Here is a 26,091-nt window from a genome sequence, read left to right on the forward strand (position 1 = left end):
CCGACCCGTCACCGACACCGACACCAGCGAGGAGGTGACCGCACAGACCACCATCCCGGCGCTCAGCGCCTGACCAACCAGGAAGATCACGCGGACCCCGTCACACACCACCCCAGCGGACTTGACCACGGGCAGCCCGGGCACTGGTTGATTGACGTTCGAATCGGCCAGGTGCCCGCAGAGATTGTGCGAGGTGGTTTCCGCGCCATGATGAAGGGCGTGCCCAAAACCTCGGTCCCGGAGCAGGGCACGCTGCCGTTCGTCGATCTGGACGACGAGCTCTCGGGGCTGCGTGACGAGGTGGCCCGATGGCGGGCGGAGAACGCCCGGTTGCTGCGTCTGCTGGAGCTGACTGGCAAAGAGGCACGACCACCTGGTCCGGTGCAGAGCGGCGTGTTCGACGCAGCGCCCGGCCCGGTGCACGCCGGCTCGTCGCCGGCGGCCAAAGTCGCCTTCTTCGCAGCACTGTTCGCGGCCCGCGCCGACGTACACGCCCTCCGGTGGGAGAACGCCCGGTCCGGACGCTCGGGCTGGACGCCGGCGGTGCGAGGCGGCTGGCGCAAGGGCGTCCCAGCGGCCGAACGTGAATATCTTCCGCTGACCGAGGAGGTAATCACCGCCCATCTCTCCGGAGAGCTCGAACTCGGCCTGTACCCGCTGCTCGACGGCGACCGCTGCTGCTGGCTGGCCGCGGACTTCGACGGCGCCACCGCCCTGCTGGACGCGCTGGCCTATCTGAAGGCCGCGCGCGCCGTCGGCGCATCTGCCGCGCTGGAGGTGTCCCGCTCCGGCCTGGGCGCGCACGTGTGGCTCTTTTTCACCGCCCCGGTTCCGGCGGCGACCGCCCGACAGGTGGGCAGCGGCCTGCTCCGCGAAGCGATCGCCGTGCGGGGACGGATGGACCTGGCCAGCTACGACCGGCTGTTCCCCTCCCAGGACGTTCTGCCGGTCGGTGGGCTCGGCAACCTGATCGCCGCGCCGCTGCAGGGCGGCGCCCGACGCCGCGGGGCCACGGTGTTCCTGGACCTGGCCACCCTGGAGCCGCACGAGGACCAGTGGGCCTACCTGTCCAGCCTCGGTCGGCTCACCCCCAAAGAGGTCACCCGGCTGTCGCAGCGGCTGGGTCAGGTTCCCGTCGGCGCTCAGGTCGACCGGCTCCGCTCCCCCACCTCGACCAAGATCGCCGTCCAGCCGCCGGCCGCCGTCCACGCCGCACTCGGCGCCGCGATCACCGTCGACGGCGCCAACCTGCCGCCGCCACTGCTGGCGACGCTCAAGCACGCCGCCTCGATGCCCAACCCGGCCTTCTACGAGCGCCAGCGCCGGCGGGCCTCCACCTGGGACACCCCGCGCTTCCTGCGCAGCTACGACGAGACCCTCACCGGCGACCTCGTCCTGCCCCGCGGGCTGCTCGACCGGCTCACCGCACTGGTCGAACAGGTCGGCACCCGCCTCGAGCTCACCGACGAACGCGACCCCGGACGACCGCACACCTTCGACCTCGCCGCTCAGCTCGATCCCGAGCAGCAGGCCGCGTGCGACGCCCTGGCCAGGCACGAGCTCGGCGTCCTCGTCGCACCACCCGGCGCGGGCAAGACGGTCATCGCCTGCGCGCTGATTGCTCAGCACGCCGTCTCGACCCTGGTACTGGTCGACCGCAAGGCGCTGGCCGACCAGTGGCGAGCGCGGATCGGCGAGCTGCTGGGCATCACGGCCGGCCAGCGCGGCGGCGGGCGCAGCAAGACCACCGGCATCGTCGACGTCGCCACGCTGCAGACCCTCGCCCGCGCCGACGACGTCGCCCGGTTGACCGCCGGCTACGGGCTGGTCGTCGTCGACGAGTGCCACCACGTTCCCGCGACCGCCTTCGAGCACGCCGTCCGGCAGATCCCGGCCCGCCGCTGGCTCGGCCTGACCGCCACCCCGTACCGCCGCGATCAGCTCGACGACCTCATCGGCCTGCAACTGGGGCCGACCCGGCACACCCTCGCCCCGGCACCCACTGGCACCCTCGGCGCCCGCTCCCTCGATGCGCCAGCACCCCGGCCGGTGCTGCGAGTGCACCCGACCGGTTTCCGATACACCGGCGACGCCGATCCGGCCGCGCCCGGCGGCATCGCTGCGATCTACCGCGACCTCGTCGCCGACGACGCTCGCACGGCGCAGGTCGTCAGCGACGTGGTCGCGGCGCTGGCGCGCGGCCGGCACTGCCTGGTGCTCACCCAGTGGACCGACCACCTCGACCGCCTGGCCGCCGCTCTGCACGGGCATGGGCACGACCCGGTGATCCTGCGCGGCGGCATGGGCGCCAAGGCCCGCGCCGCGGCACTGGACCGGCTGCAGCCCCGACCCGACGGGCCGCCGCTGCTCGCCGTCGCCACCGGCCCTTATGTCGGCGAGGGCTTCGACTGCCCGGCGCTGGACACCCTATTCCTCGCCGCGCCGGTCGCCTTCAAGGGCCGCCTCGTGCAGTACGCCGGGCGCATCCTCCGGCCGTTCCCAGGTAAGGAGACGGCCGAGGTGCACGATTACCACGACGTCGGCACTGGCGTCCTCGCCTCATCGCTGGCCAAGCGCGCCCCCGGATACACCAGTCTCGGCTTTCGCCGACCCCCGCCGCTGACGTCGCCATGACCGACCCTGGGCAGGCCCTGGAAGCCAGGAAGGGTCTCGCCGGGCCCGGTTACTGCCACATGACCGCGACTTGTTCGACGCCGTCCCAGGGGCGCAGAGCGCACGCGCTCGGCCCAACTGCTGGCGTCCCCCTTTCGTCACTCCAGGCGGCGTCTCAGAGCGCGGTGGTGCTCACCGGATAACTCCCCCACTTTCGCTGCGGTGCGACCTGCAGGTTCACCGCCATGCACACCGTCCAGCAGGTCTGCACCCCGAAGATGCCGGGCGAGCCGATGCGGGTCCAGCCGAGCCGCGCCAAGCGTCCCAGCAGCGAGGACACCGCCTGAGGCGGTCACAAACGGGCTGGCACACCGCTCACTCGCCGGATGACCTCCCGCCATGCCCGTCCGGCTGGAGGGCCTGCTCTCGTCATTTCGTCGGCACCTGCGGGCGGCCAGCAAGGCGCCGCGGACCATCGAGCTGTACAGCCAGAGCGTCCGCTACTTCAGCCGATGGCTGGCCGAGCACGACCGTCCCGAGACACTCGATGAGCTGACCCGGCACGCGATCAGCGCCTGGCTGGCCGAGCTGGCCGAGAACTGCGAGCCCAGCACGGTGGCGACCCGGTTGCGGGGCATGCGCCGGTTCTGCCGCTGGCTGGTCGCCGAGGGAGAAGTGGACAAGGCGCCGACCGAGGGCATCGAGATTGCCACCGCGCCGGACAAGCCGGTGCCGATCCTCACCGACGCCGAGATCGCCGCCCTGCTCAAGACGTGCGCCGTCGGCCGGGGACGTCCGGGGACGTTCGCTCGCCCGATATTTCTCGGCCGGCGGGACGAGGTGATCTTGCGGCTGCTGCTGGACACCGGTGTCCGGGTGTCCGAGCTGTGCGGGCTCAAGCTCGAGGACGTCGACCTGGACCGCGAGGTCGCCTACGTCATCGGCAAGGGATCCCGGCCGCGGGAGGTGCCGTTCGGTGCGAGAACTGGTCAGGCGATCGACCGCTACCTGCGGGTGCGCGCACTGCACGCCCAGGCGAGCTCACCGAAGCTGCTGCTGGGGCTACGCGGTGCGATGACCGTCGACGGGGTCCGCGAGGTGCTCGAGGTGCGCAGCCGGCAGGCCGGGGTCGACGGGGTGCATCCGCACCGGCTCCGGCACACCTTCGCCCACCGCTGGCTTGCCGGCGGGGGGCAGGAGCGAGACCTGATGATGCTGGCCGGGTGGCGCAGCGACGAGATGCTCTCCCGCTACGCCGCCTCGACCGCGGTGCAGCGGGCGCATGAGGCGCATCGCCGGCTGGCCCTCGGCGACCAGCTCTGACGGGGCTGACCGCGCTCGGTCGCCGACCGACGGGCCTTCGCCGAGGCGTGGGCCAACCGCAGCATGTGCGCGGTCATGAGCGCGTCCGCGCGCCGCGCCCTCTCGGCAGCGTTCAGGGTGCCGTCCGGGTCGGCCTCCCGCTCGAAGCGCGCCCGCAACCCGCGGCGGGCCGGCTCGGTCGCCGCCGTCCGGTCCGGCGTACGGGCCCAGCGCTCCACGGCCGCGATCCGCGCGATCACCGCGCGGTCCCTGGCGCGACGGTCCGCGTCCAGCGGCGTGGGTTCCGGGTCGGGCTGGGCCATGGGTTCTCCGGCGGGGATCATGCCCGCCGGTGCCGGCGGAGCAACGGGGTCGTCGCTGCGGAAGGCGTCCGTACGCGCTGCCTGGTGACACCTGCGCCGAAGAAACAGGCGCGGCTCCCCCACCACTCGCACTCATGGCACTACGCGCGGGCCGCCCGACCAACCGCACCCAGGCGGCGATCCTCGCCCACGAGGCCGGCCTGCTGGAGGGCTGAGGTCGGTGATCCTGCTGCCGTCTCGTCGCGTCCCGGTGGGGTTCCGGGTCGCTGGGCGGGTACCGAGGGTCATCGCCACGGAGCGGGCGCGACAGGCACTCACGCAACCGGTGACAGGCCCGGCGACCAGTGCCAGCCTGTCGATCTACCGAGGTCGTCCGCAGCTCGCGGAGGAGAACTGAGATGACCGGAACACAGGTCGGGATCTGCGCCCAGAGCACCGGGCGCCCCGCAGGTGGACGCGGCGGCCGCGGGGCCGCCAGGGCCGCACTCATCGTGCTCCTGGCCGGGGTGCTGGCACTGGCCGCCGTCCCGGCCTCGGCCGTGGCGCCCCCGCTGTCCTCTCCCAGCATCGTGGCCCACTTCGACCTGGCCGCGGGGCAGCAGCCCGAGAACATCGCCCTGCTGCCCGACGGTTCGTCGGTGGTCACCTTCTCCTTCGCCCGGCAGGTGGCGCGCATCGACCGGTCCGGTGGTGTGCACGTCCTCGCCACCCTCCCGGCGCCACCTCCGGGGGCCACCCCACCGCCCCTCACCATGGCTCCGGTCGTCACCGGCATCGCGCGAGGAGACGACGGCACGCTCTACGTGAACTACGCCGCGGGATCGGCCGACCTCACGGGCATCTGGGCGCTGCGTCCGGGATGCGCACCCGAGCGGATCGCCGCGCTGCCGGCTGGCGGCTTCCCGAACGGCCTGGCGTTCGACGCCCGGCACGGATACCTCTACGCGACCGACTCGGTGCCCGGCACCGTCTGGCGGGTCTCCGTCCACGGTGGAGCCCCTGCTGTCTGGGCCAGTGCGGAACCGCTCTCCCTGGTGACCCTGGTGGGCGCCAACGGCATCAAGCTGCGCGGCGGGGCGGTGTGGGTGGCCAACACCGACCGCGGGACGCTGCTGCGCATCCCCGTCACGTCTGAGGGCGACGCCGGGCCGATCAGCACCGTGGCCTCCGGCCTGACCGGTGTCGACGACTTCGCCTTCACGGGTGAGGGCGACACCGTGCTGGCCACCTTGAACGTGCCGAACGAGGTCGCCCTCGTCCGGGCCGACGGAACACACACCATCGTGCTGACCGGCGACGACGGCCTGCAGAACCCGACCGCGGTGGCGGTGCGGGGCGGCAAGGTGCTCGTCACCAGCGCCGCGTACTTCACCGGCGTGGACCCGAACCTGCTGCGCGCCCACCTGGGGGACTGACGTGGCCACCGGCGGCGGGTCCAAGGACCCCGACGGCAACGTCCACGCCATCGCCCAGCTCTGACCGGCCGGTGAGCAGCGTGTCGTCGCGACGATGCCGACGACTCGCTACGCGCGGAGCGACGGCCTCGACATCGCGTACCAGGTGGTCGGTGAGGGCCGTTCGACCTCCTCTGGGTGCCCGGCTGGGTGTCCGACCTCGAGATGAGCTGGGAGGTGCCGGAGTACGCGCGGTTCCTCACCCGGCTCGCGTCCTTCTCCCGGCTGATCCTCTTCGACAAGCGCGGCACGGGGCTCTCCGACGCCGTCCCGATCGAGAACCTGCCGGACCTCGAGCAGCGGATGGACGACGTCCGGGCGGTCCTGGAAGCGGTCGGCTCGACGAGCGCCGCCGTCTTCGGCGCGTCCGAGGGCGGCAATCTCAGTGTCCTGTTCGCCGCCACCTACCCCGAGCGGGTCCGCGCGCTGGTCCTCGCAGCGAGCTTCGCCAAGCGCGTCTGGAGTCCCGACTACTCGTGGGCGCCGACGCCCGAGGAGCGTGAGGAGGACCGGGCGACGCTGGAGCGCGAGTGGTCCGGTGACATCAGCTCGGGACACCTCGCGCCCGGTGCTGTCGACGACCCCGCACTGATGCGCCGGATCGCGACCTTCCTCCGCCGCAGCGCCAGCCCCGGGGCGGCCGTGGCGCTCAACCGGATGAACACCGAGATCGACACGCGCGCGGTGCTGCCCTCGCTCACCGCGCCGACGTTGGTCCTCTGCCGGCAGGACGACCGCGAGGTGAGCACCGAGGAGTCGCGCTGGATCGCCGAGCAGATCCCGCACGCGCGCTACGTAGAGCTACCGGGCGACGACCACCTGCCCTGACTGGGCGACGCGGACGGGATGCTCGACGAGGTGGAGGTGTTCCTGACCGGTGTCCGCCGCGGGCCCGACCCGGACCGCAGACTCGCCACCGTGCTGTTCACCGACATCGTCGGCTCGACCGAGAAGGCGGAATCGCTCGGCGGCCGGGGATGGCACGAGCTGCTCGACCAGCACCACCAGCTGGTCCGCCACGAGCTCGACCGCTTCGGGGGCCGGGAGGTCGACACGGCAGGAGACGGCTTCTTCGCCACCTTCGACGGTCCCGCGCGGGCGGTCCGCTGCGCGTGCGCGGTCGCTGAGGCGGTGCGCCGGCTGGGGCTCGCCACGCGCGCAGGGGTCCACACCGGCGAGGTCGAGTTCATCGACGGCACGGTCCGGGGCGTCGCCGTCCACATCGGCGCGCGGACAGCGGCTGAGGCCGGGCCCGGGGAGGTGCTCACGTCGAGCACGGTGAAGGATCTCGTCGCGGGATCCGGCCTGCGCTTCCGGGAGCGGGGACCCAGGCAGCTGAGGGGCGTGCCCGGCTCGTGGCAGATCTACCTCAGGGAGCCTGAGCTTCAGGACGGCGCACCGGAGGGGTGACGTGGCCACCCGGCCGGGCCAGCATGACCTGACATGGACGACGACGTCGTGCACCCCGTCCGCGAGTACGTCCTCGGCTCGACCGATCCGGAGATGGCCCGGCTGGCCGCGATCTCCCGGGTGTACGGGGCGATGACCGGCGCCTGGCTGGACGCCGCCGGGGTGCGGCCCGGTATGCGGGTGGCCGACCTGGGCTGCGGCCCCGGCGACGTCGCACTGGCCGCCGCGCGACGGGTGGGGCCGACCGGATCGGTGGTCGGGGTGGACGACGCCGCTCGCCCGCTGGTGCGGGCCCGCCGCCGGGCGGAGGAGGAGCGCCTGGCAACCGTCACCTTCGAGCGGGGCGACGTGCTCAGCTGGGAGCCGGCCGAGCCGCTGGACGCCGTCGTCGGTCGGTTCATCCTGATGCACCTGCCCGACCCGGTCGCCGCTGTTGTTCGGGCGGCCAAGCTGGTACGGCCCGGCGGGATCGTGGCCTTCGCCGACGTCGCGCTGACCACCCGGGGCTCGCTGCCGGAGCTGCCGCTGCTGACCTCGTACTTGGAGTGGTTCCTCGAGACGCTGCGGCGGGCCGGCCGGTCGGTCGACATGGCGCTGCGGCTGGCTGCGGTCTTCGCTGCCGCTGGACTGCCCAGCCCGGTGCTCACCTCGGCCGCCCCGGCGGAGCGGGGTGGTGACGCGGTGGGTTGGTCGATCGTCGCCGGCGACCTGACGAGCCTGTTGCCGGTGATCGAGCGGCTGGGGGTGGCGACAGCAGTCACGATCGGGCCCGACATGTTCGAGCAGCGGCTGCGCGCGCAGGCGACCGCGCATGATGCGGTGCTGCTGAACCCGCTCGTCGTCGGCGCCTCCGCCCGGACGCCACTGTCGAGGGCATGACCCGCGTCGTCTGCTGGGGACCGCCGAACCCGATCACCCGCCGCCGGGCCGGGCGTCTTGCCTGGCCTGCACGTGCCCCAGACCAGGGGCGGGTCGAGCGCGATGGGCCCGCCCGAGCTGGCTGCGTCGTCCGCCGGCTGATGGGTGGGCGCGAGTGGCCATCGGCCACTCGCGCCCACTGCCCGACGCCCGAGGAGCGCTGACCGTTCAGGCGGCCAGCCCGACCACCGGCTCTGCGCTGAGCAGCAGCCCGGCCGTGGTCAGCGCGGCCAGCAGCCGGTCGGCCCGCTCGCGGAGCAGCCCAGAGGTCGCCGCGTCGACGCCGTTAGACCCGTCCAGGCACTGCGCCAGCAGCGCCAGGACCTCGGGCGGGGGTCCGGCAGGGGCACGCTTCGGGGCCAGGATGCGGGTGACCATCCCGCAGGGGCAGGACCCGCCGGCCTTCGGGGCATCGTGCCTGCCGCCGGAGCACCGTCCGAATTCGATCATCGCCGAAATCAACTCCTCGATGAGCCGGGCCCCTACGCCGTCCGCCATGGGCCGCGACACAAGAGTCCCGCCAGTCACTCCAGCAACACGGCGTGGCGCGCCCGCGCGTGTCCATGTCGTGACTTTTGACTCACTGCCCGCGAGCGCCGGCAGGGACTGGCTCGCCAGCTGTTCAGGGGCGCACGCTCGGACCGGCAACCCCTGGCGGCCACCGCACGGCACCAGCGGCCCTTCGGGTGACGAGCTGACCCGGCACGCGATCAGTGCCTGGCTGGCCGAGCTGGCCGAGACGTGCGAGGCCTCGACCGTGGCCACCCGGCTGCGCGGGATGCGCCGGCTCTGCCGCTGGCTGGTGACCGAAAGGAGAGGTCGACAAGGCGCCGACAGACGGCATCGAGATCGCCACCGCGCCGGACAAGCCGGTGCCCATCCTCACCGATGAGGAGATCACCGCACTGCTGAAGACCTGCGCGCTCGGCCGTCGACGTCCGGGGACGTTCGCTCGCCGGATGTTCCTCGGCCGCCGGGACGAGGTGGTCCTCCGGCTGCTGCTGGACACCGGCCTCCGGGTCTCCTCAACGTCCGCAGCGCTCAGGCGGGCCTGGAAGGCGTGCACCCGCACCGCTTCCGGCACACCTTCGCCCATTGCTGGCTGGCCGGCGGCCCGACGCCGTGCCGGGACCGGCCCATCAGTCCCTGGTGCCGGAGGGCCTCGTCGGGTTCAGCTGCCACAGTCGGTACGTCCACGGCAGGTCGTAGAGGAGGACGTAGGCGGTGTACGGGGCCAGGACGTACCGCGCGCGTGTGTCCCCCGCGACCGACCGCTGGAGCATCACCAGAGGGACCACGAACGCGCACAGGCCGACGAAGCCGGCACGAGTGCTCCGCCGGCCGAAGAAGACCCCGTTCCAGGCCTCGTTGCCGACGAGCACCGCCGAGCTCCACGCGGTGCTCCGCGCGTCGCGACGGTCGATGCTCCGTGCCAGCACGTAGCCGACGACGCCGTAGTACGCCGCACCCACGCCCAGGAAGGCGGGCATCGGCAGCTGCCACCGCGGGGCGGTGAGGCCCCGGAACCAGACCATCGCCGGCTTCCCGATGAAGGCGTTCCCCGCGACGGCGGCCCCACCCGTGCACGCGGCCGCCTGGAGCACGGATCGCCGCCTCATGCCGAGCCCGACCCCGTGCCCGGCCCCCTGCCGCCGTCGGCGACCGCACCGGTGCGCGCCGGATCCTCCGCCCGCCGCTTGAGCGCCTCGTTCATCGCCACGAAGGCAGGCAGGGTGCTCCGGTCCAGCGACGCGGCGACGAACGGGACGAGGATCCCCCGGAAGGTCTCCGACTGGACCAGCCGGGTGCCGCCGGCCCGCACCTGCAGCACGAAGGTGTGCTCGGCGTCCATCAGCCCGGGCAGGCCCAGCCTGCCGCGCCACCGCAGCACGCGGTCGACGGCGACCTCGACCACTCGGGGACGCAGGGTCATCGCCCGGCCGCCGACCGGCTGCATCGTCAGCGTCAGCCGGCGGCCCGGGCCGACGGCGCCCTCCGCCCGCACGATGAACGGGGTTCCACGCCGGGTACTCGGCGAGATCGGTGAGCACCTCCCACACCCGCCCGGGCGTCGCTGCGATGTCGACGTGTGCGGACAGCTGCTCGGACATGGCGTTCTCCCTCGAGGGGTGGGGGGCGTTGCGGGACGGAACGGGAAACGGCAGATCGGGGTCTAGGTGCTCGCGGAGGAAGGCGGCCTGGGTGGCCACCGCCCGATCAGCCGCGGGGCCGGCGCCGAGGGTGGGGTACGCGTGCAGGGCGCCGGGCTCCTCCAGGGAGTCGACGGCCACGCCCGCGTCCAGGAGCCGCTGCCGCAGCAGGCGGACGTCGTGGACGAGGACGTCGCGGGTCCCCGCGGCGATGTGCACGGGCGGGAGTCCGGCCAGGTCGCCGTACAGCGGGGACAGCCGGTGGTCCCCCAGCGGGGTCCGGCCGGCGTAGGCCGCGGCCGACGGCTCCAGGAACCGGCGGCTGAGAACCGGGTCGTCGGGCTCGGTCCCGGGGATCTGGGGGTTGGCGAGGGTCAGGTCGACCCACGGCGCCATGAGCACGAGCGCCGCCGGCAGGGGGCTCGCGGCGGCGACCAGGATCTGGGTCGCGGCGAGCGCCAGGGCGCCGCCGGCGCTGTCCCCCGCCAGCGCCCAGTGGCCGGGTCGGAGCACCCCGGCCGACGTCAGCGACCGCAGGGCGGCGACGACGTCGTCCAGCGCCGCCGGGTGCGGGTGCTCGGGCGCCAGCCGGTAGTCGACCATCACGGCGGCCATCGACAGCTCGGCGCCGAGCGCGGCCAGCCAGCGCCACTGCCCGGCCACCGGCCCGGTCACGTACGACCCGCCGTGCAGGTGGACCAGCACGCCGCGGTCGACCCGTGCGGGATCCAGCCACGTGACGGGCACCCCGCCCGCGGTCCCCGTCTCCACCTGCCGACCGGCCCGGAGTGCCTTGCCCGGACGGGGTAGCCGTCCCAGCCGCTGGATCCGGACGTTCATCCAGAAGGCCAGCCGCGGGAGCCCGCGGCTGGCCAAGCGGTACAGCGCCGTGCCGGTCACCGTCGCCCCGCCGGGACGGGGCCGCTCGCGCCCACGGCGCCGACCGGGGACGTGGGAGCCCGGCGACCCAGCCGCCCACGGGTGGCGGCCAGGACGACCAGGCCCAGGACCGCGCTGGCCAGCAGGTGCACCGGGCCCACTCCGTCATCGGGGTAGAGCCGGGGCAGCAGGCCGGGACCGCCGAACCCGCTGCCGTCGGTCGTCGCGTTCCCCGCCGCGTGGACCAGGCCGACGACGAGCAGGCTGCCGGTGCGGTTGGCGACCCAGCCCTGCAGGAACCGGAACGGGATCGCCGTCGCGGTGACGAACAGCAGGACGACCGTGCCACCGAGCCAGCCGTTGCCGACCGCGAGGGAGGCGTGCTGCAGGGCGAACAGCGGTCCGGTGGCCAGTGCGGCCCGGACCGGACCCCGCCGGTCCTGCAGACGGGTCTGGAGGAAGCCCGTCCAGGCGACCTCCTCCGCCCAGTTGGTGGTGAGGAACCCGAGCAGCAGCTGGACCAGCAGGCCCGACACCAGGGCCGAGGCGAGCACCCAGCCGGTGACCTCCGGCGGCCCGAGCAGGGCCACGGCCACCGCCGTGGTGGCGACCGGGACGACGACCAGGGCCAGGCCGTACCAGCGCAGGGGCACCCGCACGCGGACCGCATGCCTCCAGAGCGCGCGCACCCCGGCCCGCCCGTCGACGATGCGGGTGATGACCACCGCCGGCAGCACCAGGCCGACCAGGTTGGCCAGGACGACGAAGGGAGCCGTGGGCAGGTCGACGTCCCACCACGCGCGTGCGAGGACGGGCTGGAAGGCGATCGTCTGCCCGACGGGGAAGGACCAGGCCAGGAAGCTCGCGACGGGGTGCCGGCGGATGATCCCGGCCAGCCGGCGCTCCAGGGCGACGGGCGCACTCACCGTGGACTCCCGGCCGCGGCGGGTGTCGTGTGCGCCGGGAAGGCCACGTGCTCGTTGCGGATCCCGATGGCCATGAAGCGGGAGGACGACGGCAGCATCGGTGGCACCCGCGACATGACGCGCAGCGGCGCGGGGACCACCTGTGGTGGGACCGGGTCCACGGCGGCGCCGAACATCTGTCGCTGCACCCCGCGCTGCACCAGCTGGGTGACCCGCGTGGGGAGGTCCCGGCGACGCTGCACCCTCCGGAGGTCCCGCGGTGTCACGGCGCCTCCGCGCAGCGGTGCGACGAGGGCGTTGGCGGCGGCGGCGTCCCGGACGGGGAGGTTGATCCCGACCCCCGCGACCGGGGACATGCCCGCCGCCCGCCGCACCGCCGAGGAGCGTCCGTCGGCCGCGACGGTGAGCAGCGCGCGCAGCTCCTCCTCGGAGCCGTCGCTGTCGGTCCGCCGGCAGCGGACCCCGGTCACCGTGCCGTCCTCCTCCACGAGCCCCACCTCCTCGACCTGCCGGTGCAGGGCGAAGGAGGAGGACCGCGCGGCCTCGGTGGTGCGGAGGTCGAGCAACTCGTACTGCGGCACCATCGACAGGCACTGGAAGCGACCCGGGAGCCGGGTGAAGTCGCCGAGCGTGACGAAGCCGTCGTCGGTCAGGAAGTCCTCATGCTCCTCGAGGACGACGACGTCGATGCCGGCGCGGGCGAGGAGGAGTCCGAGCACCGCTCCGGCCGGGCCGCAGCCGGCGATGCAGACGGTTGTCGTCGCGGGGAGATCCCGGGTGGTGGTCATGGGGTCGTCCTTCGAGGGGGATGGGCGGAGCGGGTGGTCAGGAGGAACTCGACGACAGGACGCGCGGGTCCGACGGCTCCTCCGCCGGTTGCGGCCGGCGCGCCCGGACCCGGCGCAGCCCCCAGAGGACGGCGGCGTCGCAGATCACCAGTCCCACCACCCCGGGCACGGCCATCGCCCATCCGGACCCGTCGCCCACGACGACGCCCCACAGCAGCTTCCCGACGGCCATGGCGTTCAAGAGCACCAGGCCCCAGACCACCGATCGGCGCCAGAAGGCCACGCAGTAGGCGGTCAGTGCCAGCGGGGCGAGCGTCGCCTGCGCGAACTTCTCCAGGTACCAGGTCCCGGTGATCCACTGCCGCTCGAAGTCGAGGAACTCCAGGATCTGCGGATCCGGCTGGGCGGGCGCCGGGAACCAGAAGATGCTGGTGGCCAGCGCGACGAGGGTGCCGGCGATGCCCCATCCGCTGCGCCGGTGGGCGAACCAGGCCAGCGGGATCAGGAAGAGGGGCCTGATGTACCAGCTCAGCGGGTTGGCGTGGCGGTCGAAGGCCCAGTCGCCGAAGTCGGCGAGGAGCTGCGCGATGTCCATGACGGTCTCCTAGAGGTGGGTCGGTGCGGGTGCGCGGGAACCGGACCGCGGTGCCGTCGAGGCGGGGGCGGGCAGCCGGAAGGTCAGGACCACCAGCGCGACGGCGGCCAGGCTGACCGCGGCGAGCGAGATCGATTGCAGGACCTGGTCGGTGACGGTCGGCAGCACCGACACGTGCGCCTGGTGGTAGAGCTGGTGCGGCAGGTTCGTCACGACGACGGCCAGGCCGACGGCGCGGGCCACCCAGACCGCCCCGGTGAGCAGCGCGACGAGCGCGACGGTGCCGACGGCGAGGTTGCCCAGGCCGACGTCGCGGAGCAGGTGCTCGTTGTAGGGACCGTCGGGGCTGACCCAGTGGCGTCCCATCCCGGGGAAGTCGGCGTAGAAGGAGGCCGGGGACACGGCCTGCCAGAGGCCGATCACGAGTCCGAAGAGGGCGAACCAGCCCAGCAGGACCTTGACGGCGAGACGCATGCGGGCCTCCGGAGGAATGGGGATCCGGGCGGGGCCGGTGGGTCACCGGCGTCCCGGGGAGACCGTCGGGCCCGACCCTTGACGGATCGTGGGCGTCTCCTTGACGGGTCCCTGGGCGAGCGCGACGCCGAGGGGTGGAGATGCGGCCGTCACGGGGCAGGATGGTCCGACGGCGAGCCGGGCGGGGCCGGGAAGCAGGTGGGCGGTGCAGTTCGACATCCTCGGGCCGCTGCAGGTCCTCGATGCGGAACGGCCGCTGGTCCTCGGGCGGCCGAAGCAACGCGCCGTCCTGGCGATCCTGTTGCTCGACGCGGGCAGGGTGGTCTCCCTCGACCGGCTGGTCGAGGAGCTGTGGGGCCCGCAGTCGCCCCCGCAGGCGCTCGCGTCGGTGCAGGCCTACGTCTCGCATCTGCGCCGGCTGCTGGAACCGCAGCGTGCGCCCGGGGCTCCCGCGACGGTGGTCGTGAACCAGGCGCCGGGCTACCGCATCGTGCTGGGCCCGGGCGACCTCGACGCGGCGCGCTTCGAGACCCTCGCGCAGACGGGGCACGACCTCCTGCAGCAGGGCGAGGCACTGCGCGCCGCGGAGACGCTGGAGGCCGCCCTCGGGCTGTGGCGCGGCACGGTCCTGGCCGATCTCGCCGATGCGCCGTTCGTGCAGGCCGAGCGAGCCCGCTTGGAGGACCTCCGGCTGACCGCGCTGGAGGACCGGCTGAGCGCCGACCTCCACCTCGGCCGGCACGCCCGGATCGTCGCCGAGCTCGAGCGGCTGACGGGCGAGCACCCGTTTCGGGAACGCCTCCAGGGCCTGCGCATGGCGGCCCTCTACCGTTGCGGACGGCAGGCCGAGGCCCTGCAGAGCTACCAGCAGTTCCGCGTGCAGTTGCGCGAGGAGCTCGGTCTGGACCCCGGCCAGGCGCTCCGTGATCTCGAACGGGACGTCCTCTGCCAGGCCCCGCACCTGGGCTGGACGGCAGCTCCCGCCGACCACCGCGGCGCGCTCGGACCGGCTGCCGCCCCGGCGCCGGACGCGTCCAGCTCCACCGACGCAACCGCGGACGCCCGGGCCGCGGACGCCGGTGCCCCGGCCGCGCCCGCCGGCCTGGTCGGGCGCGACGCACAGCTGCGGGTGGTCGACGAGGCGCTGGCCGGGACGGCGAGCGGCCGGGGGCGGATGGTCCTGGTGGCGGGCGAGCCCGGGATCGGCAAGACGCGGCTCGCCGAGGAGGCCGTACGGCGCGCCCGCGGATCCGGCGTCACGGTGGCCTGGGGCCGGAGCGACCAGGACGCCGGCGCCCCGCCGTTCTGGCCGTGGACGCAGGTGCTCCGCGGCCTGCTGGGCGACGGATCGGCCCGGCCACCCGCGGCCGGGCCAGACGACGACGCCGGCGACGACACCGGCGACGACACCGCCGAGCTGGCCCGCATCCTGCCGGAACTGGCGGACGGCGGACCGCAGGCCGCCGCACCGGTGCTCGACCCGGAGGCGTCCCGCTTCCGCCTGTGCCAGGCGGCCACCGCGACCCTCCTGCGGCTGACCCGCGGACGGCGCCTGCTGGTGGTCCTCGACGACCTGCAGTGGGCCGACGTCGCCTCCCACCGGCTGCTGGCCCACCTCGCCACGACGCTGGCCGACGCCCCCATCGTGGTCCTGGTGACCTACCGGGACAGGGACCTCGACGGCGGGGAGCCGCTCGCCGACACCCTCGCCGAGCTGGCCCGCACCGCGCCGGTGGACCGGCTGGCACTGGCCGGCCTGGAGGTTGCCGACGTGGCCCGGGTCATGGCCTCGCACGCCGGCACGGACCCCGACGACGAGCTGGCGCGGTTGGTCAGCGACCGCACCGGCGGCAACCCGTTCTTCGTCCTGGAGGTGCTCCGCCTGCTCGACAGCAGCGGCTGGCCGGAGCGGACCCCGGGCGAGGCGGCGTCGCTGGTCGCGCAGCAGGTCCCGGCCGGCGTGCGCGACGTCCTCCGCCGACGCCTGAGCCGGCTCCCCGACCAGACCCGCACCGTGCTGCTGGTCGCGGCGGTGACCGGTCAGGAGTTCGACCTCGACGTCGTCCGTGCCGTGACCGGGCTGGACGACGACGACGCGCTCGCCGCCGTGGAGCTGACCGTGTCCGTCGGCCTCGTCCTCGAGGACCCGGCGACGGTGGGCCGCTTCCGCTTCGCGCACGCGCTGATCCGCGAGGCCATCTACGGCGAGATCAGCCGCGCCCGCCGGGCCCGGCTGCACGCCCGCGTGGGACAGGCGCTGCTCGACCACCGCGGCGACGACGCCGACCACGTCCTGCAGCTGGCTCAGCACTGGTGGCTGGCCGCACCGGTGGTCGGCGCCGAGCAGGCGATCCCGCACGTGATGGCCGCGGCGGAGCTGTGCCTCGAGACGTTCGCCCACGAGGAGGCCGAGCGGCACCTGCGCCGCAGTCTGGACCTGCTCGCCACCGCGGTGCCGACCGCCGGGCGCAACGCCTCGGAACTGGCCGTCCACATGCGTCTCGGCACGCTGCTCGTCCAGCTGCACGGCAGCGGCTGCGCGCACGCACGGGTTCACTTCACCCGAGCCCGCGAGCTGGCCGGCGAGCTCGGCGACCGGTCAGCCCTGCTGGCCGCCTACCGCAGCCTCTACGAGGTGGCCTTCGCCCGAGCCGACCACTCGACCGCCGCCGCCCTGGCCGAGGTCATGCTGGACATCGCCAGGAGCAGCGACGACCCGGCCGCCGTCGCGGCGAGCCACCTGGCCCTGGGCCGCACCCTGTGGTCCCAGGGCCGGCTGGCCGCCGCCAGGGACCACCTCGAGCAGGGCCTCCAGGTGGCCGACCCGGTCGACGGCCGCGAGTTCCTGCCGCCGAGGATCGTGCTGCAGTTGCAGCTGGCCGCGGTCCTCACGTCCCTCGACGAGCCGGACGCGGGGATCGAGCTGCTGGCCACGGCCGTCGGGGAGTCGCGCGCCGGGACCCCCTTCGCGCAGGCCCTCACCCTCACCGGAGCTGCTCTCGTCGCCGCCATGCGCCGCGACGCTCCGGCGGCGCGCGAGTGGGCCACCGAGGTGCTGGAGCTGGTGGAGCCCTGGCACCTGCCCTGGCCGGCCGGGTACGCGGCCGTGGTGTCGAGCTGGGTGCGCGCGATCGAGGGTGATCCCGCGACCGCGATCCCCGCCCTTCGCGGGCACCTCGAGCGGGTCGAGGCCGGCGGCACCCAGCACCTGGTCGGGTGGGGCCTCGGCCTGCTGGCCGAGGCGCACCTGTGCGGCGGCCGGCCGCGCGAGGCGCTGCGCCTGCTCGACGACGCGCTGACGCGGGTCGCGCGCACGGGCGAGCGCTCCTACGAGTCCGAGCTGCACCGCCTCCGCGCGCTGGCCCTCGTCGCGCTGGCCCCGCCGTGCACCGAGCAGGCCCACGACGCGCTGCGACAGGCGGTCGCCGTCGCTCGCGACCAGGGGTCCGTCATGCTGGTGCGGCGAGCCGTCGAGACCTGCCGCACGTCCGCGATCGGCCGTCACAGCGGGAGCTGCGACCACCCCGACCCGCACGTCTGATCCTGCTGGCACGGGACGAACCCGGCCCGGGCGAGCAGCGCGGCGACCCGGCGGTCGGGAGCGGGCGGAGCGGTGAGCACCTCCACGCCCGACGCCCGGAGTGCGTCGGCGACCTCGCACACCAGCCGGCGTCCGAGGGAGGGGTCGCGGTAGGTCGCCGACACGGCCAGGGCACACATCCGGGCCGTCGTGGGCCCGAGGGAGCGGACCACCGCTGCTCCTGCGAGGCAGTCGTTCTCCGTCGTGGTCAGGTCGCACAGGCCGTACCAGACGCAGCACGCGTCGTGGTCGTCGAGACCGCAGTCCCGCAGCAGCCGTGCGGCCCGTCGCCGCTCCGGGTCCGCGTCGAGCCGCCGGAAGACGATCCCGGCCGTGGAGCCGCGTGGTGTCGCCGTCATCGCCCCTCCCGGCCCGTTCGACTGTCCACCGAGGGTGCGCAGGCCGCCCTTGACGCCTGATTGACGCCGCGCCCGTGCGCCGGGGCAACCGAACGTCAAGGCCCGGCGACGACGCTCCCCCAGACAACCAGCCCTGTCGAAGGGGATGTGCGATGACCAGCGTGCTCGTCACCGGCGGCACCGGACAGCTCGGGCGCCGGGTGGTCCGCGCCCTGGCGGCCGACGGCCGCACGGTGCGGATCCTGAGCCGGAGCGCGGCCGCACCGTCGGTGCTCGGCGCCGGCGTGTGCGTAGCAGACCTGCGTACCGGGGTCGGCCTCGCCGAGGCGGTGGCCGGGACCACCGCGATCGTCCACTGCGCCACGGACCCGCGGAGGTCGCGGGCGGTGGACGTGGAAGGGACCGAGCGGCTGGTGGAGGCCACGCGCGGCGCCGGCCGACCGCACGTCGTCCACGTCTCCATCGCCGGGATCGACCGCATCCCGACGGGGTACTACCGGTCCAAGGTCGCCGCCGAGCAAGCGGTCATCCACTCGGGGCTGCCGTGGACCATCCTGCGCACCACGCAGTTCCACCCGTTCGTGCTGCAGCTGCTCGACCGCCTGACCGCTCTCCCGGTCGTCCCCGTGCCGCGCGGGTGGCGGGTCCAGCCCATCGACGTGGACGAGGTCGCCCGGCGACTGGCCGGCGCCGTGGCGTCGGGGCCGGCAGGCAGACTGCCCGACCTGGGCGGACCGGAGGTGTTCCCCCTGGTCGACCTCGTCCGGGACCGCCTCCGCGGGACACCGCGTCGACGGCCGGTCGTGGAGCTCCCCGTGCCGGGCGCGTCCGCCGCCGCCCTGCGGGCCGGCGCGAACCTCGTCCCCGGCAACCCCGCCGGTGGCCGCACCTGGCGGGAGTTCCTCGACAGCCGGCCCCGGCACCGGCTCCAGGCCCGGTGACCACCGTGACCACCGACACGGACGTCCTCGTCGTCGGCGCCGGCCCCACCGGGCTCACGTTGGCCTGCGACCTGCGCCGCCGCGGCATCGCCTGCACGACCGTCGACCGGGACACCACGCCGCACATCCGGTCCCGCGGCAAGGGCCTGCAACCGCGCAGCCTCGAGGTCTTCGACGACCTCGGGATCGCCGGGGCCGCCCTCGCCGCCGGACGGACCCACCACCACGTGCGCCTGTACTCCGGCGGGCGGCTCGCCCTGGACCTCGACCTCCCCGCACGCCCGCCGCAGCCCGGTGTCCCGTACCCCAACCTGGTCGTGCTGCCGCAGTGGCGGACCGAGCAGGTGCTGCGGGACCGGCTGGCGGCGCTCGGCGGCACCGTGGAGCTCGGTCGCGAACTGGTCGGCCTCCACCAGGACGCCGACGGTGTCACCGCCACGGTCGTCGACTCCGGCACGGGCGCGACCGAGGAGATCCGGGCCGCCTTCGTGGTCGGCTGCGACGGCGGGAGCAGCCGCGTGCGGGCACTGACCGGCATCGCCATGCACGGCGAGGGCCACGAGGAGCACTTCGTCCTCGGCGACGTCCGGATCGAGGGCCTGCCGGCCGACGGCTCGTCGTTCGCCTGGTTCGACGACGACGGGTACCTGGCCGCCGATCCGCTCGACGGGAGCGGGACCTGGCAGGTGCAGGCGAGTGTCCGGCCCGACGCCGCCGGGAACCTCGAGACGGCGTCCCTGGAGCTGTTCCAGCACCTGTTCGCCGGACGCGGCTTCGGGCACGTGCGGCTGCACGATGCCACGTGGCTGTCCGACTTCAGCCCCCGCGTCGGAATCGTCGACCGCTACCGGGCGGGCCGGGTGCTGCTCGCCGGCGACGCCGCCCACGTGCACAGCCCCGCCGGCGGGCAAGGCATGAACACCGGCATCCAGGACGCCTACAACCTCGGCTGGAAGCTCGACGCCGTCCTCCGAGGACGGGCCGGCCACGCCCTCCTCGACACGTACCAGGAAGAGCGGATCCCGGTCGCCCGCGCGGTGCTCACCAGCAGCGACCTCGGCCACAGCGCCTTCTTCTCCCCCCACCCCGCCATGACCTTCCTGCGCAACCGGGTCCTCGTCCCGGTCCTGCGGCTGGCAGTCGTCCGGAACCGGCTCCTCGACGGCGTGGCCGAACTCGGCGTGGGCTACCGGGACAGCTCGCTGGCCGGCGAGGCAGCCACCGGAGGGCACACCGGTGACGGGGAGGCGGCCGGCGTGGTCGACGCCGTCCGGTTCCGGCACGGCCCGCGCGCCGGCGACCGCGCACCGGACGCCGAGGTGTGTTCCGGCAACGGCGCGCCGACGCGCCTCTTCCACCTCTTCCGGGGCACGCACTCCAGCCTGCTGCTGTTCGGCGGCTCCGCCGCGACCGACGCCGGATACCGGCGGATGGCCGCGACCGCCCGGCGGGTGCGCGCCGCCCTCGGCGACGACGTCCGCGCCTGGATCGTGGTCCCCGGCGACCGGAAGCCCCAGCACCTGGACGACGTCGACGTGGTTCTCGACCCCGACCGCGACGCCCACCACCGCTACGCCGCCGCGGCCGAGGCGCTGTACCTGGTCCGGCCCGACGGCTACATCGCCTTCCGCAGCCGGCCCGCCACCGCCGGACCCGTGCTCGACCACCTCGGCTCCGTGTTCAGGCTGCATGCACCCGCGTGACCTCTTCGGTGTGGTCTCAGGCGTCGACGAGGACCCTCATGTGAGACGACCCGACGATCAATTCCAGGGTGGACCCTTGAACCCAGTCGTCGGCGTCGGGTCCGCGGCCGTCCGCCGACGTACGTCTCCGCTGCTCAGCGGCTTGGCCGTGCATCAGGGGGCATCCGAGGCAGGGACTGCCCCACGTTCGGTCGACTTCTTGCCCGTGAGGCGGGAGCCAACTGAACCGGGGCTGCCCCGCTCGCTGGTCATCGCTCGCCCGACTCGGCTGCGCGAACGATCGCGTATCTGCTTCCCGTCCAGGCCCCGCTCCGCTGGGATGTCCCGGTAGGCGGGTTCGCCGCGATCCGTGCGGAGCATCCGGACGCGGGCGCGGTCGCCGCGACGGGACGGAGGTAGGGCCATGGTCTTCGTCCCGTTGAACGGAGGACGGACGGCGAGTCGTCCGCACGATGATGCTCGGTCCTCGCGCCCTCGCGCCGGAGCACCTCCCGGGGCCGCTCGGTGAGCGCTCGGAGGAAGCCCCCGGGCACCGTCGGCGGAGCGGATGTCCCTCCCGGCAGCCGAGAGGTGGACCGCGCGGCGCTCCTGGGCACGGCCCTGGCGGCGGTCGTGGCGCTCAGCTTCAGCGGCCAGGGGCAGTGGGACTGGCTGGGCGCAGCCGCTGGGATCGCACTGCTCGTGGTGCTGGGGGCGTTCTTCCGCCTACCCCCAGGCCGGGAGGCCCTCACACCGAAGCTCCTGGGCGAGCTCGCGGCAGGGTCGGTGGTGGCAGCGCTGGCGGCGACACTCGTCATCGCACCCGTTCTCCAGGCCTTCCTGGCAGCGACGACCGACGCCGGGCGCACCTGCCACGCCAGTGCGGCAGTAGCGGCCGGTGCCTTGGAGAGCGATGGAACCCGGCAGCGCGGCGCCGATCTGGCCGTCTCCCGAGGAGATGCCGGTGTACCGACCGCGACGGACGCCCTGTCCCGCGCCGCTGCGGATGAGCGTCGCACGGTGATGGGCAACTGCATCGGTGACGCCACCGCACGCTGGTTGTGGGCACCCGCCACAGGCATGGCCGCAGTCGGCTACTCATGTGCGTTGTGGCTGGTGCGGAGACGGCATGTCCGCGCGCTTCGGGTTGAGGCCGCCAGAGCCGCTACCTCCGGGTGACCCAGCGCAGACGTCGGCGGGCGGTCCACCACTGTTCGGCCCGTGCCTCTTCGAGCGCGTGCAGGAGGCCGCGGAAGAACGCGGTCTCCGTCGACGACGTGTGCAGGGCCAGGTTGCGGAGCCGTTGCCGCGTCAGCACCGAGTCCTGGTGCTCCCCCAGCGCTTCCTGCACCCCTTCCATCGCCGCCGCGAACGCTGTCGCGTCCTTGCTGAACACCTGGTCGACCGACTCGCCGGCGTAGCGGGAGGCCTTGGCCGCCTTGCGTGCGTCGTGCGGCAGCCCCTCGCGCGCGTCTCCTGCGGGGTGAGCGGCGGCGTCCTCCACCCAGCCCGCGTACGCCGGCGAAGCTCCGAGCAACCAACTTCGGTAGGACCCTGCCCGCCGGCCGGGCCGCACGCTCGGTGAACGGTGGCGAGGCCACGAGCTCGTCCAGCGCGGCGATCAGCCGGTGGTGGCGGCCGCCATCCAGCTCGGCCAGCACCCGGTCCTGCGCGCTGCGGTAGGCCTCATCCAGCTCCTGGTCGGCGATCCCTGCGGCCGGGCCGAGCTGGAGGCCCCCGCCTTCGGCCCGGACGGCCTCGCGCACCCGGTCCCGCATCACCTCCCCGTCCCGGGCGGCGCCCAGTTGGCCGGCCAGCCACTTCAGGTGTGCCGCCGTCGCCCTGGCCCGCCGCGCAGACCAGGGAGAGGTCCCGCGGCGAGCCGGTGGCGTCGAACCGCCGTGCCAGCGCGAGCGTCAGCCCTCGGCGAAGCCGGTGCCGAAGTGCCGCCCGTGGTGGGCGTGTCGCCGTCGGACACGATCTGCGCCGCGGCGTCGGCCGAGATGACCTCGGTGCGCTGTACGGAACGACCGGACTCAGCGCCGGCCGGCACCGGCCCTCTCCCGATCGGCAACCGGGTCCCGCGTCAGGTCGCTGCGCGCCGTCTCCCTGCTGAGCACGACGGCGATCACGGTGAGCACCGCGGCACCGGCGAGGTACAGCGAGATCGGCAGGGAGCTGCCGTACGTCAGCAGCAGCCAGGTGGCGATGATCGGCGCCAGGCTGCCCGCCACGATGGAGGACACCTGGCCGGCCACCGACAGACCGCTGTACCGCACCTGTGTGGAGAACAGCTCGGAGAAGAAGGACGCCTGCGGCCCGTACATCGCGCCGTGGAAGATCAGCCCGACCGTGCCGGCGAGCGCCAGCAAGAGGAACGACCCCGAGTTGTACAGGGTGAAGAAGACGAAGCCCCACACCCCGACGCCCACGGCCCCGACCAGGTACACCGGCCTGCGGCCGAACCGGTCGGACAAGGCACCCATCGTGGGGATGGCCACGAAGTGGATCGCCGAGGCGACCAGCGCCGCGTTCAGCGCCGTGCTCCTCGAGATGCCCGCCTCGCCGGTGGCGTAGGCCAGGGCGAACGCGGTGAAGATGTAGTAGCCGATGTTCTCCGCCAGGCGGGCGCCGATGGCCAGGATGATCTCTCGGGGGTATTCGCGCAGCACCTGGACGACGGGCAGCTTGGGAGCCTCCTCCGTGGCAGCGGCCTGCTCCCGGGCGACCCGGAAGACCGGCGACTCCTCGATGGAGACGCGGATCCAGAGACCGACGCCCACCAGCACCGAGCTCAACAGGAACGGGACGCGCCATCCCCAGGACTCGAACTGCTGGTCGTTGGTCGTCGCGGAGACCAGCGCGAGGACGGCGACGGCGAGCATGTTGCCCGCCGGTGCGCCGGCCTGCGGCCAGGAGGCCCAGTACCCGCGTCGCTCGGGCGAGCCGTACTCGGCGGCCATCAGCACCGCCCCGCCCCACTCGCCACCGAGGGCGAAGCCCTGCACCAGCCGGAGGACGATCAGCAGGATCGGTGCCCACACGCCGACCGTCCCGTAGGTCGGGAGCAGACCGATCAGAAACGTCGCGCCGCCCATCATCATCAGCGTGATGACGAGCATCTGCTTGCGGCCGATCTTGTCGCCGAAGTGTCCGAAGATCACCCCACCGATCGGCCGGGCCGCGAAGCCCACGGCGTACGTGGCGAACGCGAGCAGTGTGCCGACGAGTGGGTCGAAGTCGGGGAAGAACAGCTTGTTGAAGACGAGTGCGGCGGCCGAGCCGTAGAGGAAGAAGTCGTACCACTCCACCGTTGTCCCGACGAGGCTGGCCCCGACGACCTTGACGATGGACGTGCGCGCCCCAGGCGGAACGGCGGCTTCCTGATCTGACCTGGACAAGGCTCATCCCCTGTTCGTGTGCAGGATCTGTTGGGGTCCGGGTGTGTCCGACCGAAGGGCGGGAGACGCCCGGTGATCGACTGACCGCCAGCTGACGAGCGGCCGGCTCAGCGTTCGGGACTGCTGCAGCGGCGGCGCGAGAGGCCATCCGACGACAGACCAGAGTTCCCACGCGGCCGAAGACGCACGGGAGCGGGCAGGACCACCGACAACTGTGCCGTCCACCGTCACCCCTCTGCTGCCGGTGTTCGGCGACAGCATGCCCGGGTTGCGGTGCATCGGCGAATTGCGGGCGTTCTCGGTTCGGTGATCGACGCCGGACACGCCCCGCGACAGAGGCCGCCACCTCACGCACGGGCGCTGTGGGGCTGCGCGGCCCGTCCGCGCACTGGACATCGCCGTCCGAGACGGGCTCCTCCGTCGCAACCCGGCAGCGGCGGTGAGCTGCCCGGCGTCCAGCGCGAGCACGCGCCCACCTGACCGCCGAGCCCGGCACAGTCGCTGTTCGAAGCGGTCCGGGGCGACAGACTGGAGGCTCTGATCCGGGCCATGTTCACCACCGGGCTGCGCCTTGGCGAGGCGCTGGCCCTGCACTGGTCGGACGTCGACCTCGACGCCGGGCTGCCGCACGGACCATGACCGACACCTACGCGAGCTGGTGTGCCAGACCCGCGGGGCTCGCTGCGAGAGAACGCGCCTGGGCCTGCTGGTCCGGCGGTGCTCGTCGCCCCGGCTCGTCGCAGGTCGCCGCCGGCCCGACGTCGGTCCGGGGTGCATGGGGCAGGGCGCAGGGGACCGGGAGCAGGCCAGGGAGTCTCACTGGCGCGACCTCGTCCCGCGGGCGCCAGGCTCTCCAGACCGGCGTCGTGCCGGCAGTTCCGGGGACCTGGCGGTCCCCCAGTGGGGAGGTCAGATGGAGTTCGCGACGCTGGCCGGCTTCCGCCGGCCGGCTGAGGAGCACCACCGGTCGCACGTGCCGTGCATCGTCGCTCCCGAGCAGGGGTGTGCCCGGGACGACGCCGCGGCCAGAGCCGGGGGCCTGGCCGTGCAGGTCCCGGGATGACCACCGGCCGCGCTGGTCCGCACGTGCGGGAGCGGCTCAGCAGCCAGCAGCCCGCCCCCGCCGGGACCCGGGACCTCCCGGACCTGCTGGGCCAGACGATCCTGCTCATCGCCGAGGGCTCGGCGATCGGACGGGAGATCGAGGAGCGGGCCCGGGCCGCAGGCGCACAGGTGCTCGTTGCCGCCGGGCAGGCCGGTCCGCCGTTCCCAGCCGCGGACGCACTCCCGACCTCCGCCACGTCCGCGCCGGACCCAGACCACCTCGACCGGATCCTCGCCGCCCTCCCCCGGCCCATCGACCACGTGCTGGTGACCGGTGCCGCCCCCTACCAGGCACCGCTGGTCGACTTCGACATCTCCCGCGCGGCGCACGACGTCGACGAGCACTTCTGGCTGCCGATCCGTGTCGCCCGATCCGCCGTCGGCAGGGTGCGGCCCGGGGGGATGCTCCTGTTCGTCGGTGGCACGGCAGCCGGGAGGCGAGCGGCAGGACCGAGCCTCGCGAGCGCTCTGATCGCGGCCCGCCCTGCCCTGATCGCGAGTCTCGCCCGCGAGGTCGCGCCCATCCGCGTCAACCTCATCGGCGCCGGCCTCGCGGTGGACCGGCCGCTCTCCGCACGGCTGCTCGGCGCGACGCTGGACCAGCACCTGAGCGACCCGGGCGCGACGCTGGCCGTTGCGCGCGTGGTGCGGCCGGCGGATGTCGCTCGGCTGGCGGTGCACCTGATGTGTGCAGCGGTGACCGGCGCGACGTACGACGTGGACGGCGGTGGCCGAATCCGCTGAGCGCTGCCTCCTCTCCCCCACGCGCGCCGTCCCGGACGGCGTGCCTGCACGGTTGCGTCGTGTGGCTCTCGCTGGGTGTCTGCTCCCGTGACGAGGATGTGGCGCACCTGCCGGCGGCGCCCGCGAGGGCTGGGAGACGGGCGCACACCGCTCGTCCGCCTGACTGTCGGCCGTGACCACGCTGCCGGGACGGCCGGTCCCGCCGATCCGTCAGCCAGTCAGGGGATCCACTCAGCGGATGCGAGACGCCGCTGCACGAGGCTGCCTCTCCTGGTGACGGGGTCGTCCTACCGGACGTGCCGTGTGATCCAGGCCATACTCGGGGAGTGGGCCAGTCGGAACCGCCGCCGCCCGAGCCCGGGCGGCAGCCCGCCCCGGCCCACCGATGCATCAGGAGGTGTCCCGCGTGCCGAAGATGCGCTTCGGGCTGTTCATGCCCCCGTTCAAC

The 26,091-nt window shown here is 73.9% G+C and carries 23 protein-coding genes and 2 pseudogenes; 12 read left to right on the forward strand and 13 right to left on the reverse strand.

Features of this window, described 5'->3' with window-relative positions:
- Positions 1-219 precede the first annotated feature (219 nt).
- Positions 220-2,634 carry a DEAD/DEAH box helicase gene (locus tag FHL80_RS19875; RefSeq protein ID WP_216870895.1) on the forward strand — a complete coding sequence of 805 codons (2,415 nt, stop codon included), beginning with the start codon at positions 220-222 and terminating at the stop codon, positions 2,632-2,634.
- A 154-nt stretch (positions 2,635-2,788) separates the two neighbouring features.
- On the opposite strand, the gene FHL80_RS25735 is transcribed toward FHL80_RS19875, so the two are convergent.
- Entirely contained in the window at positions 2,789-2,953 is a 165-nt protein-coding gene (locus FHL80_RS25735) for a hypothetical protein (RefSeq protein ID WP_216870896.1), read from the reverse strand.
- Positions 2,954-3,012: 59 nt separating this feature from the next.
- Between FHL80_RS25735 and FHL80_RS19880 the strand changes: the two genes are divergently transcribed.
- The 5 genes from FHL80_RS19880 to FHL80_RS19900 all read left to right on the forward strand — a co-directional run bounded on the left by FHL80_RS19880 (position 3,013) and on the right by FHL80_RS19900 (position 7,981).
- A complete protein-coding gene (locus FHL80_RS19880; RefSeq protein ID WP_138735093.1) occupies positions 3,013-3,936 on the forward strand; it encodes a tyrosine-type recombinase/integrase in 924 nt (307 codons plus the stop codon).
- Between the two features lie 700 nt (positions 3,937-4,636).
- Entirely contained in the window at positions 4,637-5,653 is a 1,017-nt protein-coding gene (locus FHL80_RS19890) for an SMP-30/gluconolactonase/LRE family protein (protein WP_216870897.1), read from the forward strand.
- 189 nt (positions 5,654-5,842) lie between these two features.
- Entirely contained in the window at positions 5,843-6,520 is a 678-nt protein-coding gene (locus FHL80_RS25740; RefSeq protein WP_216870898.1) for an alpha/beta fold hydrolase, read from the forward strand.
- Between the two features lie 18 nt (positions 6,521-6,538).
- The gene (locus tag FHL80_RS25745) at positions 6,539-7,102 is read left to right on the forward strand and encodes an adenylate/guanylate cyclase domain-containing protein (RefSeq protein ID WP_216870899.1); all 564 of its coding nucleotides are present in this window, start codon (positions 6,539-6,541) and stop codon (positions 7,100-7,102) included.
- A 33-nt stretch (positions 7,103-7,135) separates the two neighbouring features.
- Positions 7,136-7,981 (forward strand): class I SAM-dependent methyltransferase, encoded by an 846-nt coding sequence (locus tag FHL80_RS19900; protein WP_138735094.1) that lies wholly within the window; start codon positions 7,136-7,138, stop codon positions 7,979-7,981.
- A 207-nt stretch (positions 7,982-8,188) separates the two neighbouring features.
- Here the strand turns inward: FHL80_RS19900 and FHL80_RS19905 are convergent, their stop codons facing one another.
- From FHL80_RS19905 to FHL80_RS19945, 8 genes and pseudogenes are all read right to left on the reverse strand, one after another.
- A complete protein-coding gene (locus FHL80_RS19905) occupies positions 8,189-8,398 on the reverse strand; it encodes a hypothetical protein (protein WP_138735095.1) in 210 nt (69 codons plus the stop codon).
- Between the two features lie 761 nt (positions 8,399-9,159).
- A complete protein-coding gene (locus tag FHL80_RS26440; RefSeq protein ID WP_138735096.1) occupies positions 9,160-9,639 on the reverse strand; it encodes a tryptophan-rich sensory protein in 480 nt (159 codons plus the stop codon).
- Positions 9,636-10,025, reverse strand: a complete 390-nt coding sequence (locus FHL80_RS26445; RefSeq protein WP_246078819.1) for an SRPBCC domain-containing protein — start codon at positions 10,023-10,025, stop codon at positions 9,636-9,638. The genes FHL80_RS26440 and FHL80_RS26445 overlap by 4 nt, the downstream gene beginning before the upstream one ends.
- A 253-nt stretch (positions 10,026-10,278) precedes the next feature.
- A pseudogene (locus FHL80_RS27125) lies at positions 10,279-11,010 on the reverse strand (alpha/beta hydrolase fold domain-containing protein); the annotation flags it as partial.
- A gap of 56 nt (positions 11,011-11,066) precedes the next feature.
- Positions 11,067-11,975: a CPBP family intramembrane glutamic endopeptidase gene (locus FHL80_RS26810; protein WP_138735097.1), complete on the reverse strand. Its 909-nt coding sequence runs from the start codon at positions 11,973-11,975 to the stop codon at positions 11,067-11,069.
- The gene (locus FHL80_RS19935) at positions 11,972-12,763 is read right to left on the reverse strand and encodes an FAD-dependent monooxygenase (protein ID WP_138735098.1); all 792 of its coding nucleotides are present in this window, start codon (positions 12,761-12,763) and stop codon (positions 11,972-11,974) included. Before FHL80_RS19935 ends, FHL80_RS26810 begins: the two co-directional genes overlap by 4 nt.
- A gap of 37 nt (positions 12,764-12,800) precedes the next feature.
- Positions 12,801-13,358 (reverse strand): hypothetical protein, encoded by a 558-nt coding sequence (locus tag FHL80_RS19940; RefSeq protein WP_138735099.1) that lies wholly within the window; start codon positions 13,356-13,358, stop codon positions 12,801-12,803.
- A gap of 9 nt (positions 13,359-13,367) precedes the next feature.
- The gene (locus FHL80_RS19945; RefSeq protein ID WP_138735100.1) at positions 13,368-13,832 is read right to left on the reverse strand and encodes a hypothetical protein; all 465 of its coding nucleotides are present in this window, start codon (positions 13,830-13,832) and stop codon (positions 13,368-13,370) included.
- A gap of 205 nt (positions 13,833-14,037) precedes the next feature.
- Here FHL80_RS19945 and FHL80_RS19950 point away from each other — a divergent pair, with 205 nt between their 5' ends.
- Positions 14,038-17,373 (forward strand): ATP-binding protein, encoded by a 3,336-nt coding sequence (locus FHL80_RS19950; RefSeq protein ID WP_138735101.1) that lies wholly within the window; start codon positions 14,038-14,040, stop codon positions 17,371-17,373.
- Here FHL80_RS19950 and FHL80_RS19955 read toward each other — a convergent pair.
- Positions 17,334-17,771 (reverse strand): GNAT family N-acetyltransferase, encoded by a 438-nt coding sequence (locus FHL80_RS19955; RefSeq protein WP_138735102.1) that lies wholly within the window; start codon positions 17,769-17,771, stop codon positions 17,334-17,336. The genes FHL80_RS19950 and FHL80_RS19955 overlap by 40 nt on opposite strands.
- A gap of 152 nt (positions 17,772-17,923) precedes the next feature.
- Here FHL80_RS19955 and FHL80_RS19960 point away from each other — a divergent pair, with 152 nt between their 5' ends.
- The 3 genes from FHL80_RS19960 to FHL80_RS19970 all read left to right on the forward strand — a co-directional run bounded on the left by FHL80_RS19960 (position 17,924) and on the right by FHL80_RS19970 (position 21,573).
- Positions 17,924-18,712 carry an SDR family oxidoreductase gene (locus FHL80_RS19960; RefSeq protein ID WP_138735103.1) on the forward strand — a complete coding sequence of 263 codons (789 nt, stop codon included), beginning with the start codon at positions 17,924-17,926 and terminating at the stop codon, positions 18,710-18,712.
- Positions 18,713-18,717: 5 nt separating this feature from the next.
- Entirely contained in the window at positions 18,718-20,415 is a 1,698-nt protein-coding gene (locus tag FHL80_RS19965; protein WP_216870901.1) for an FAD-dependent monooxygenase, read from the forward strand.
- Between the two features lie 570 nt (positions 20,416-20,985).
- Positions 20,986-21,573 carry a hypothetical protein gene (locus FHL80_RS19970; protein WP_138735105.1) on the forward strand — a complete coding sequence of 196 codons (588 nt, stop codon included), beginning with the start codon at positions 20,986-20,988 and terminating at the stop codon, positions 21,571-21,573.
- Here FHL80_RS19970 and FHL80_RS19975 read toward each other — a convergent pair.
- The 3 genes and pseudogenes from FHL80_RS19975 to FHL80_RS19985 all read right to left on the reverse strand — a co-directional run bounded on the left by FHL80_RS19975 (position 21,560) and on the right by FHL80_RS19985 (position 23,795).
- Positions 21,560-21,898 (reverse strand): CHAD domain-containing protein, encoded by a 339-nt coding sequence (locus FHL80_RS19975; protein WP_216870902.1) that lies wholly within the window; start codon positions 21,896-21,898, stop codon positions 21,560-21,562. The genes FHL80_RS19970 and FHL80_RS19975 overlap by 14 nt on opposite strands.
- Before the next feature lie 55 nt (positions 21,899-21,953).
- Positions 21,954-22,220 (reverse strand): annotated as a pseudogene (locus FHL80_RS27130) (CHAD domain-containing protein); the annotation flags it as partial.
- 210 nt (positions 22,221-22,430) lie between these two features.
- The gene (locus FHL80_RS19985; protein ID WP_138735107.1) at positions 22,431-23,795 is read right to left on the reverse strand and encodes an MFS transporter; all 1,365 of its coding nucleotides are present in this window, start codon (positions 23,793-23,795) and stop codon (positions 22,431-22,433) included.
- 913 nt (positions 23,796-24,708) lie between these two features.
- On the opposite strand from FHL80_RS19985, the gene FHL80_RS25755 reads away from it, so the two are divergent.
- Entirely contained in the window at positions 24,709-24,858 is a 150-nt protein-coding gene (locus FHL80_RS25755) for a hypothetical protein (RefSeq protein ID WP_216870904.1), read from the forward strand.
- Positions 24,855-25,643 (forward strand): SDR family oxidoreductase, encoded by a 789-nt coding sequence (locus FHL80_RS19995; protein ID WP_138735109.1) that lies wholly within the window; start codon positions 24,855-24,857, stop codon positions 25,641-25,643. Before FHL80_RS25755 ends, FHL80_RS19995 begins: the two co-directional genes overlap by 4 nt.
- Positions 25,644-26,091 lie beyond the last annotated feature (448 nt).

The sequence above is a fragment of the Modestobacter excelsi genome (assembly GCF_005930495.1).
In the GTDB taxonomy this organism is placed as follows: Bacteria; Actinomycetota; Actinomycetes; order Mycobacteriales; family Geodermatophilaceae; genus Modestobacter; species Modestobacter excelsi.

What these genes read in the sequence shown, in the direction of transcription:
- FHL80_RS19880 (WP_138735093.1), top strand. Translation starts at nt 3,013, where the DNA reads ATGCCCGTCCGGCTGGAGGGCCTGCTCTCGTCATTTCGTCGGCACCTG.
- FHL80_RS19890 (WP_216870897.1), top strand. Translation starts at nt 4,637, where the DNA reads ATGACCGGAACACAGGTCGGGATCTGCGCCCAGAGCACCGGGCGCCCC.
- FHL80_RS25745 (WP_216870899.1), top strand. Translation starts at nt 6,539, where the DNA reads ATGCTCGACGAGGTGGAGGTGTTCCTGACCGGTGTCCGCCGCGGGCCC.
- FHL80_RS19900 (WP_138735094.1), top strand. Translation starts at nt 7,136, where the DNA reads ATGGACGACGACGTCGTGCACCCCGTCCGCGAGTACGTCCTCGGCTCG.
- FHL80_RS19905 (WP_138735095.1), bottom strand. Translation starts at nt 8,398, where the DNA reads ATGGTCACCCGCATCCTGGCCCCGAAGCGTGCCCCTGCCGGACCCCCG.
- FHL80_RS26440 (WP_138735096.1), bottom strand. Translation starts at nt 9,639, where the DNA reads ATGAGGCGGCGATCCGTGCTCCAGGCGGCCGCGTGCACGGGTGGGGCC.
- FHL80_RS19935 (WP_138735098.1), bottom strand. Translation starts at nt 12,763, where the DNA reads ATGACCACCACCCGGGATCTCCCCGCGACGACAACCGTCTGCATCGCC.
- FHL80_RS19940 (WP_138735099.1), bottom strand. Translation starts at nt 13,358, where the DNA reads ATGGACATCGCGCAGCTCCTCGCCGACTTCGGCGACTGGGCCTTCGAC.
- FHL80_RS19945 (WP_138735100.1), bottom strand. Translation starts at nt 13,832, where the DNA reads ATGCGTCTCGCCGTCAAGGTCCTGCTGGGCTGGTTCGCCCTCTTCGGA.
- FHL80_RS19955 (WP_138735102.1), bottom strand. Translation starts at nt 17,771, where the DNA reads ATGACGGCGACACCACGCGGCTCCACGGCCGGGATCGTCTTCCGGCGG.
- FHL80_RS19960 (WP_138735103.1), top strand. Translation starts at nt 17,924, where the DNA reads ATGACCAGCGTGCTCGTCACCGGCGGCACCGGACAGCTCGGGCGCCGG.
- FHL80_RS25755 (WP_216870904.1), top strand. Translation starts at nt 24,709, where the DNA reads ATGGAGTTCGCGACGCTGGCCGGCTTCCGCCGGCCGGCTGAGGAGCAC.
- FHL80_RS19995 (WP_138735109.1), top strand. Translation starts at nt 24,855, where the DNA reads ATGACCACCGGCCGCGCTGGTCCGCACGTGCGGGAGCGGCTCAGCAGC.